The organism is Vibrio sp. V19_P1S1T109, assembly GCF_002241375.1.
In the GTDB taxonomy this organism is placed as follows: Bacteria; Pseudomonadota; Gammaproteobacteria; order Enterobacterales; family Vibrionaceae; genus Vibrio; species Vibrio anguillarum.
On the sequence record NZ_NDIM01000027.1, the window covers coordinates 1 to 10032 of the forward strand.

Annotated in this window: 9 protein-coding genes; 7 read left to right on the forward strand and 2 right to left on the reverse strand. The window is 44.3% G+C overall.

Annotated features, from left to right (window positions below):
• Positions 1-253 precede the first annotated feature (253 nt).
• The 6 genes from deoD to B9J87_RS01685 all read left to right on the forward strand — a co-directional run bounded on the left by deoD (position 254) and on the right by B9J87_RS01685 (position 7279).
• Positions 254-964 carry a purine-nucleoside phosphorylase gene (gene deoD / locus B9J87_RS01660; RefSeq protein ID WP_013868368.1) on the forward strand — a complete coding sequence of 237 codons (711 nt, stop codon included), beginning with the start codon at positions 254-256 and terminating at the stop codon, positions 962-964.
• A 60-nt stretch (positions 965-1024) separates the two neighbouring features.
• Positions 1025-2494, forward strand: coding sequence for a hypothetical protein (locus tag B9J87_RS01665; protein WP_010317563.1), 1470 nt, complete (start codon positions 1025-1027; stop codon positions 2492-2494).
• A gap of 163 nt (positions 2495-2657) precedes the next feature.
• A complete protein-coding gene (locus B9J87_RS01670; protein WP_094149245.1) occupies positions 2658-4145 on the forward strand; it encodes a hypothetical protein in 1488 nt (495 codons plus the stop codon).
• Positions 4126-5706, forward strand: coding sequence for a diguanylate cyclase domain-containing protein (locus B9J87_RS01675; protein WP_013868365.1), 1581 nt, complete (start codon positions 4126-4128; stop codon positions 5704-5706). The genes B9J87_RS01670 and B9J87_RS01675 overlap by 20 nt, the downstream gene beginning before the upstream one ends.
• A gap of 62 nt (positions 5707-5768) precedes the next feature.
• Positions 5769-6149: a DUF3302 domain-containing protein gene (locus B9J87_RS01680; RefSeq protein WP_094149246.1), complete on the forward strand. Its 381-nt coding sequence runs from the start codon at positions 5769-5771 to the stop codon at positions 6147-6149.
• Positions 6149-7279: an HlyD family secretion protein gene (locus B9J87_RS01685; RefSeq protein WP_013868363.1), complete on the forward strand. Its 1131-nt coding sequence runs from the start codon at positions 6149-6151 to the stop codon at positions 7277-7279. The genes B9J87_RS01680 and B9J87_RS01685 overlap by 1 nt, the downstream gene beginning before the upstream one ends.
• Before the next feature lie 101 nt (positions 7280-7380).
• Here the strand turns inward: B9J87_RS01685 and B9J87_RS01690 are convergent, their stop codons facing one another.
• On the reverse strand, positions 7381-8571 hold the full coding sequence (locus tag B9J87_RS01690) for an MFS transporter (protein WP_094149247.1): 1191 nt from the start codon (positions 8569-8571) through the stop codon (positions 7381-7383).
• On the opposite strand from B9J87_RS01690, the gene B9J87_RS01695 reads away from it, so the two are divergent.
• Positions 8570-9697, forward strand: coding sequence for an endonuclease/exonuclease/phosphatase family protein (locus B9J87_RS01695; protein ID WP_094149248.1), 1128 nt, complete (start codon positions 8570-8572; stop codon positions 9695-9697). The two genes, B9J87_RS01690 and B9J87_RS01695, sit on opposite strands and share 2 nt — an antisense overlap.
• Before the next feature lie 12 nt (positions 9698-9709).
• Here B9J87_RS01695 and B9J87_RS01700 read toward each other — a convergent pair whose 3' ends face one another.
• Positions 9710-9997: a GNAT family N-acetyltransferase gene (locus tag B9J87_RS01700; RefSeq protein ID WP_013868360.1), complete on the reverse strand. Its 288-nt coding sequence runs from the start codon at positions 9995-9997 to the stop codon at positions 9710-9712.
• Positions 9998-10032 lie beyond the last annotated feature (35 nt).

Here is a 10032-nt window from a genome sequence, read left to right on the forward strand (position 1 = left end):
ATACAAAATATATTTATGTACACATAAAAGGTAAACGTTTACCCAAATCGATTGCCTTACCACTTTCAACACTTTTAGTTATCAATGAGCCACAAAAAGGGTATTAACCTCCATTCTGTGACAAATCTCTCAAGGAACAGTGTCAGGTCTAGCTAGTATTGCCTCAACAAAACACATCAGATTCAACAGAATTAGTAATTTAATCCACTTATTGCGGATAAATCGCTGACTCGAAAACTTTGGAGTAACAACGATGGCAACCCCACACATTAATGCGCAAGTTGGTGATTTCGCTGAAACCGTTCTAATGCCAGGCGATCCATTACGTGCAAAATACATTGCTGAAACTTTTTTAGATGATGCTAAACAGGTTTGTGATGTTCGCAGTATGTTCGGTTATACCGGTACTTATAAAGGTAAAAAAGTATCCGTTATGGGCCACGGTATGGGCATTCCATCATGCTCGATTTATGTTCACGAGTTGATTTCAGAATACGGTGTAAAAAATATCATCCGTATTGGTAGCTGTGGCGCAGTTCGTGACGATGTCAATCTAATGGATATCGTTATTGGTATGGGTGCTTCAACCGATTCCAAAGTTAACCGCATCCGTTTTAACAACCACGATTTTGCCGCGATTGCGGATTACGGATTACTTGAAACAGCTGTCAATCAAGCACGCGCACAAAACGTGCCCGTGAAGGTAGGCAACGTGTTTTCCGCTGATCTGTTCTACACACCTGAAGGTGATTTATTCGAAAAAATGAATAAGCTTGGCATCTTAGGTGTGGATATGGAAGCGGCCGGTATTTATGGCGTTGCAGCGGATCTAGGCGCAAAAGCATTGACGATTCTTACCGTGTCAGACCACATCATTCGCGGTGAGAAATTAAGCTCTGAAGATCGCCAAACCTCTTTTAACGACATGATGAAAGTCGCGCTTGAAACAGCGATTAGTATCTAATTTTTAAACCTCAGCTGCCCACCCAAATTGGCAGCCTTAAATTACCCCGAGGGGGCGATTGTGTCCAACGACCAACTACCCAAGGACGCAGATGGTTTACAACTCAACTTTTGTAAAACATTGGCGTGTGACAACTTTGGACTGAGTGAAGCCGAACGGTACGTTCTGCAGCGCGTAAACCCGAAGCGTCCAACGATGGTTTGTCGTGAATGTGGAGCTTTCCCCCCCTTACTTAACAACCGAGAAGTGTTAAACGAATTACACCGTTTAAGGCAGCTTCACAGCGACGGTTTGCCCGCTTGTCGCAGTGATGATTGCCAAAATTTCGGTTTATCTGTTCATACACACAAACACCTCTATCACGCTTTTGGCTACAGCGGCGATCGCCAGCGATACCGTTGCAAAGCTTGTCAGAGTACCTTTGTTGATAAGTGGTCAGGAGCCAACAAAAAACTCGCCTTTCAAGAAACCTTACTCGGCCTACTCTTCATGAGTTATTCGGTGCGAGAGATTTGCCGTAAATTATCCATCAACCCAAAAACGTTTTATGATCATGTCGAGCACATTGCCAGTCGCTGTCGGCGAAAACTGGCCATGATTGATGCGCGTTGGGTGAATCATGCAAACCAATATGAACTGGCTTGCAATTACATCCCGCTCCAACCCCATAGCGACAACGGCGTATTGTGGTTTGCAACAGGTGAAGCCAAAACAGGTTATATACTCTGTCAGCACGTAAACTATTCCGCCAATGAAGAACCTGCTGGCGAGCTTGATCACAACCCCTATCACTCGCCCGCGCGTTTTGTTTCTCGTGAACATTCATCCGAGGCGAATCTACCCACTCCTGACGCATCTCCGCTATTACGTGAGCGTATTGATCAGAAATACCAAACGATTTTAGCCCGTGGTAATGTTGAAGACCCAATGGGTAACCTCACCACTTTTCATTATCCTTCTAAAGGCGCCTTGATTCGCCCTCCTTACACCTCTTATGCCCACTTCCTCCACGTGCTGGATTTGTGCCTTGAAGATAAGCGAGTTTCTATCTATCTGCCTCAAGATCCGGTTTTACGTTCTGCCGCATTGAGCGTCTGTTTGCCGCGAATCAAGCGTAAGAATGTTGACTTGATGTACGTTGAGGAAGATCCGCAATGGCAAAATGGACATTCTGTGAATAAAACGGACATTGTTCACATGGGATGGTGGCGAGATCGCTGGGCTATTGCCAATCAGGCACAGGCTGCCAAAGGTGTTTGCTATTTGGCAGGAGACAATCCAACACCCGAAGCTTGGCTCGATAAAGCATCGATTAAGCAAACAGAGTTCTATCAAAAACGCTTCCAACTGTTGTTCGAAAGCTTTATCAACGAACCGAGGCGCAAACTTCGCCCTGGCGGCCTACAACCAATGCTGGATATTTTTCGTGCTTGGCACAATCTGTGCTACCAAGATAAACATGGATTCACCGCCGCCCAAAATTTGGAATTAACCAAACATCCACTGACATTGAAAGAACTACTCTCTTAGATTTTTAGGTTATATTTAGACTGTGGATTGTGAAGTAGCGCAGATTATTGTGGTAATGAATAACCAATGCACCCACTTTTGGGAAAGTAAATAGTGCGCTTTAACGTTGGCTTCATATAATGAATCGGTGACTTAGGCTTCTTACTTTTGAGGAACAGCCCGTTTGGATAAAAGCCAATACCTTCTTGAAATTGAAATAGAACAGCTTAGAGCCCGTATTGAAACTGAGCCGGAGAAGGTGTCGATCGTCGCGGAGCAGTGTTTATTGAGAGCACAGCAGATCTTTTTCCCAGAAGGGGCGATTCAATGTTTGATCATTTTATCTCGCTGCGCTTGGTGTCTAATGGACTACCGTGTGGGTTTAAAATACATTAAAGAAGCCTTATCCACTCAAAATACCCTCGATACTGATGACTGCCTTCCCGAAATTCTGCATATTCACGCGCTGCAACTTTGGGGTCAGGCAAAATATTATACCGCCCAACAATATTGGATAAATGCCTTAGAACAATCAGCTCTGGTTGATGAAGTTGATATCCAAATAGAAAGCCTGATTGGTTTGGGTAATGTTTGGCGTATTACCAACGAATATCAGCTGTCATGCTCAACTCATGAGTTAGCGGTTAAAGTTGCGAACAATAGCCGTATCCACTGGTTAGAAGGCAAAGCCCGTATTCTGTGGGCATGGGATCTCTATCTACTTAACCAATACATCGATATGCTCACGGTGCTCGATGGTGCAGAAGAAGCGCTACAGGATCATCCCGATAAAACTTGGCAAGCCGAGGTTTGGGATTTTCGCGGCTTGGCACTGCTCGGGCTTGAACGAATCGAAGATGCGGAAGCGGCAACCACCAAAGCACTCGAACTTGCCGTGGAGCATAACCTTGTGTGGATGAAGGCCCACTCATTCATTAGTCGAGCTCGTTTGGAACTGCTGAGAAAAGACTCCAAGAAAGCAACTGAGCTGTTGCTTCTTGCTGAAGCCTCTGCTGCTTCATTTGATAAAGGTGAGCTACTTTCACAAATTTGCTACCAACAATCCCTAGTCGCAGAGCAGCGTGGTGATTTTAAAGCTTCTTTAGCCTCATTTAAGAAATATCGCCAATTTACGGTTGAGATGCTTCGAGAACAAACGGCGCGCATTGGCCTTGATAAAGCAAGAGCCTCTAAGCGACAACTTGAGCAACGAGCACGTAAACTCATTAACCGTATTCGTGGTCAACACGAATACGACCCAGAGAAACATCTCTCCAATGTAGTTTCAGAGACTTATTGGTGGGAACAACTCATGCTGTTCAAGACCGAGTTGAAGCATTCTAATCACGCCGTCATTGTCATCCAACATAACGACTCAAAGTACCTCGATGTATGTACCGAGATTGCCCACTCGCTCTGTAACCAAAAAGATCTCGTTTCTCGTTTAAGTAGCGAACGCTTAGCGCTGCTTCTTGCCGATAAAGGCGATGCAGCGCTGCACGTCTTCCATGTATTGGCTAAGATGATTGAAATATACCCCTGGGAAAGAAAAGGATTAACGGGGTCGCTACCTCAAGTGATGTTCCAAGACATTTTGAGTTTCCCATTCACATTAGAACAACTGGAAGACAGTCAACCTCAGGAATGGTCGCATGGAAGTACTGCTCAGTAAGATTAAAGATACGGGTTTGGATGCCACCTCCGTTTCCGGAGAGGAGGCCATCATTTTCTGGAATCACGTCCGACAACATATAGCCTCAACATCAAAAGAAAAAGCACTTAGCTACATCATCAGTGCAGAGTATCGTTCAGAACTGCATCAGTCGTCCGCCAGCATAGAGGAGCTTCGTCACGCCTTAGCATTACTTGAATTGCCTAAGGACGCCGAAATTATTTTGTCTGTGAAAAACAGTTTGAGCGATCGCCTAATGGAAAGCGGTGAATTTGCCGCAGCGCTCAACGAATATGTGTCCGCTTCTAATATTGCCGTCGACACAGGTTACATTGACGAATATGTACTAGCCGTCATTGGCATGGGTAACCTGTGTGATGCTTATGGCGAACACAGCCGAGCCCTTCGTTACTATCAAAAAATTGATAGTATTGATCACGCAATCACCAGCCGCTCATTACGCCTGCGTTATAAACTTTACATGCTATCGTGTTACATTCAACTGCACCGAATCTCCGCCGCCACCGACCTAATTAAAGAGTGTGAAGAGCTGAGTATTTTGGTCAGCGATAAAATTCTTACCGGGCAAATTTCACTCTATCAAGCTCAACTTTATCTTCATCAGGATCAAGTCGATAAAGCGCTCATTACGCTCTCTAGTGTTCAGTACAGTGCTGGGAATATGAATTCCACCTGGCTATCGAATATGATTCGAATTGAAACGGCCAACTGCCTGGCTAAAATAGGCAAAAGTCATATTGCCAATATGATGCTGGCCAGTACAGATAAACGTCTGCAACGATACACGTCACCTACGATGGCCAAGCAGCTGTATCGAGCATTCAGTGCCGTGTGCGAGCGCCAAGGCCTTTATCAAGCCGCCCTGATTTATGAAAAAAAAGGCTTTCGAATTGAAACTGATCTGATGAAAAACATCCCGATTAGTGAGCTGGGGGCCAATCAACTGCGTCGCTTATCGCGCTTTGAATTGCAATTGAAATTGATCTTATCTGAGATTGAAAATCGCGAGCTCAAAGAAACCACCGAACATCAAAAGAATGCCGTAGCCCAACTTCAACAGGATGTATTCACTGACCCACTCACCACCTTACACAACCGCCGCTGGTTAGATGTAAAGCTGAAAGACCTACTGCTTCATGAGAAGCTATTTGCATTTCTAGTCATTGATATTGACCATTTTAAATCGATTAATGATGAACTTAGTCACTTGGTTGGTGACAAAGCGATAGTCAATGTTTCACGTGAGTTGAAAAACTACTTTAAATTCCGAGGCTCCTCCTGTGTCCGTTTTGGTGGAGAAGAGTTTCTGGTGATTTTAGAAGATTGCTCGCTCGACCAAGCTGAAATGCATGCCGAAAACTATCGAGAACGCATATTCCAATTTGGTTGGCACGATATTCTAGGTGAGCGCGGCTTAACCGTCAGTATCGGTATAACCTTGCATCGAGATGGTGAAAATACACAACGCACATTCTACCGCGCCGACAAAGCCTTATATCGCGCGAAAGCGAATGGCCGCAACCAAGTGTGCACTGAGTAACTTTCCATCACGTTAAGCTATTGGCTGCCGTTTACACTCGTCATTGAAATACAGGAGCAACTATGTTTTTAGATTACTTTGCCCTTGGTCTACTGATTTTCGTAGCCTTGGTCATTTTTTATGGAATCATCGTCATTCATGATATCCCTTATGAAATAGCCAAAGAGCGCGACCATCCACATCAAGATGCCATTCATGTTTCTGGCTGGGTGAGTTTATTTACCTTGCACACTATCTGGCCATTTTTGTGGATTTGGGCAACCTTGTGGCGCAAAGATCGCGGTTGGGGGTTCACTAAACTTCAAGAAGAACAACACGATATTCATCATCGCGTCGATGAACTTATCGATCAAGTAGCAATACTCACTCGGGAGTTACATCAGCTAAAAGAGCAACAATCCATAGTAAACCTAGACGATACCAATAATCAGGAGACGAAATAATGGATTTACTTCTGATCATGACTTATGCCGCTTTATGTATTGCGATATTCAAAGTCTTTAAAATTCCATTAAATAAGTGGACCGTCCCTACCGCTGTATTAGGTGGCGTTATTTTGATCGGCACCCTGATCTTACTGATGAACTATAATCATCCTTTTACTCAATTGGGTAGCCAAGTTTTTTCCACAACACCTGTCGTCTCAGGAGTACGAGGAAGAGTGATTGAGGTTCCGGTACAAGCAAACCAGCCCTTAAAACAAGGTGATGTGCTTTTTAGAATTGACCCTGTGCCTTTTGAAGCGGAATTGGCAAAAATTGAAGCTCAGATCAAAGAGGCGAGCCAAGGTGCACTCGGCCTAGAATCGAATGTTTCTGAAGCTGCGGCAGCGAAAGTACAGGCTATCGCTGACCGGGATAAAGCACAACGTGAGTATGCTCGTTATCAACGTGGGTATGATAAAGGTGCATTCACCGAACAAGATCTTGATACCCGTCGCCAAGCTTATAAAGCAGCAGAGGCAGCAGTAGAAGTCGCCCAAGCACGTCTAAATCAAGCCAATATCTCCTTAAACTCAGAAATCAATGGTGAGAATACTACCGTTGCTCGCCTGCTTGCCGATTTTAGACAAGCCCAATTCAACCTTGAACAAACCATTGTCAGAGCGCCTACTGATGGCTATGTGACACAATTAGCTCTCAGACCAGGTGCGATGTCCGTACCATTACCCTTAGCGCCAATGATGACGTTTGTACACACAGAAGATAAAATCTACACAGCTGCATTTAGGCAAAATTCTCTTCAACGCCTAAAACCGGGCTTTGAAGCCGAGTTTTTGTTCAGAGCACTGCCCGGAAAAGTCTTTAAAGGAGAAGTGGTTGAGATATTGCCTGTGATTGGTGAAAGCCAGATCCAAGCACGAGGCACCTTGCTAGGAACTGAGGCATTACGTACCAATGGACGAGTACTCGTCACCCTTAAAGTTACCGATGATTTAAGCGATTATCACCTGCCGCTCGGTACCGCTTTTGAAGCCGCTATCTATTCAGACAGTTTCTCTCATGTCTCGATTATGCGTAAGGTACTCATCCGGATGAAAAGTTGGCAAAACTATCTCTACATAGATCATTAGATACCATCCGTCACGACATACGTTGAAAAACAGCCAACCCAGATGTTGCTTGTCTAGTGACTATTGGCATCATGTTAAAAGGGTCGTAAACGACCCTTTTGTTACCTGTCGCTCCAACGTAGAATTCTAACTTCATTACCCGCTTCGGGTTTTACTGGAATATTGAGTGATAAAAGCAGCGAAACAAGTGCCATTACCGCTCCAATGTAAAAGACGCTCGCCGGAGAGATAAGCCAAATTAAACCAAACGTGGCGGGGATGAACACGGCCGCAATATGGTTAATGGTAAAAGAAACTCCCGCTGTAGACGCCATGTCCGCAGGATCTGCAATTTTCTGAAAATAAGTTTTAATCGCCAAAGCCAAGGCAAAAAAGAGGTGGTCAACCACATAAAGCGCCGCCGCCCAATGTGCGTTTTGTACAAGACCGTACCCAACAAAAACAACAATCAACCCCGTATATTCAAACAGTAGCGCTTTACGCTCGCCGACTACACCAATGAACTTACCAATGCGTTTAGCAAACAAAAAGTTGAACAAATAGTTGATCAAAAACAGTAAGGTAATATCGGCCGCTGAATAGCCAAATTTCTCTACCATAAGGAAACCAGCGAAAACAGTGAAAATTTGCCTACGCGCACCACTCATGAAGGTCAAGGCGTAATACAGCCAATAACGTTTGCGTAGCACGAGCTTTTTATTTTGTGGCACTTCCGCTTTAAATTCAGGAAAGGCAAAGGCAATCATCAACACCAGCACAAAACCAGCACCGCCAGAAATGGCATAGACCCATTTAAAATCGAGCTGAAACACTTCTAACATTACCCACAAAGCACCGTAGGTGATCAGTGATGCAAGTGCTCCAACCGAAATGAGTTTGCCAAGCATTTCTGGCGCTTCATCTTTATTCAACCACTGCAAAGACAAGGATTGTTTAAGCGTTTCAAAGTAGTGGAACCCAGTCGACATCAATAATGTCGTGAGCAGTAACCCGGTTAAAGAAGGGAAAAAACCCGTCATCGCGGTTCCTAACGTCAACATACCCAATGAGATCAGGATAAATCGCTGCTCTCGAATGAACAGTAAAACGAATACGGCGGTGAAGGCTAAAAATCCGGGGATTTCTCGTACACTTTGTAATAAGCCAATGTCTGAACCATCGAAATTCGCTTTTTCAATCACGAAATTATTCAACAGTGCCATCCAACTAGAAAATGCAATCGGCACAATAATGGAGATAATCAATAGGAAATTTTGTGGCGTGCGCCAACCTTGAGAGACTTTAGGGTACATGAGAGATCCTTATCTATGTTTCAGCGCATCATATACTCAAGTCGCCTTAAAAGGCGAGAGCTCATCACAACAGGAAACAAGGTTAGGGATTAGCACTGCTAAATTACACCATTCGGGTATAAGATCGACCGAGACACAAATATTGGGATTTAACATGACGATTACGTTCGCAACGATTAATTTATTCAATTATTTAGCTCCGCCGAACGCATATTATCAGTTCGACAATATTTACACGCAAGCAGAGTGGCAGAAAAAAAAGCAATGGTTTAGCCAGAAGATCAAACAGCTGGATGCCGATATCATTGGCTTTCAAGAAGTTTTCAGTTTTGATGAACTGCGCAACCAGATGATGGATTTAGGCTACCCGTATGTGGCCTGTGTAGATGAACCTATCGTCAAAGATGGATACATCTATAGCCATCCGGTTGTAGTAATTGCCTCTCGCTATTCTCTGCGCCAAGTGAGCGCCGTACATGGCACGTTACCAAACCAAGCTGCCCCTTTTTGCTTTAATCGTACACCGTTACACGCTACGGTTTGCCTGCCAATGCTCGGGGATATCGATGTCTATATTGTGCATTTTAAATCTCAACGTCCGGCAGAATCGCCTGCGGCACCTCATCATCTGATCGATGAATGGCAACAAGAAACGCTAGGACGCTGGCTCTCTACTGTTCAGCGAGGCTTTGAAGCAAACCTGACTCACCAATATATCGTCAATACTCAAAAACAAACTGGGCGGCCTTGTGTGCTAATGGGCGATTTTAATAAACCGTTACATCACGAGGAGTTTCAAGGACTACTATCGCAGGCCTTATACCGCAGACCAGAAACACAACAACCGCTGGCTGGCTATGCGCTTTACGATGCTTGGGATCTGCATACCGAGAGTGTTGAGCAGCCTCGCAAAGCCACTCATTACGCCGGCTCCACGGGATCTGTACTCGACTATATTCTCCTTTCCGCAGACTTCGCGCCTTTTATCCAGCCAATGAAAAGCTATATCAGCCACTATACTGTGCTTGATCAACATCTGGTCAACCCGAGCTATGAGCTCGATAACTTTAGTACTGACCATGCACTGGTCGCGGTCACATTAAAAGTAAACACAGCACCGAGCTAATGGGCTTGTATGCTACGACTCTCGATGCAATAAATGCTGCCATTCACTGTGTCGATTTAAATAATGCACAACATAACTACAGACAGGTTTAATGGTGTAACCTTGCGCTTCAATTTGCGGTAATACACTCTCCATCATTATTTTTCCGTATCCTTTACCCTGAAGTTCATCCGGTACGCGAGTCGAAGTAATAAACAACACTTCATCCTGTTGTTGGTATGTCACAGTTGCGAATAGATTCCCCTCAAGATGTACTTTATATTGACAATTTTGTATATCATGTTGCACTTCATGAATCATGGTAACGTCCTAATTGATATATAAATCAAATAAAT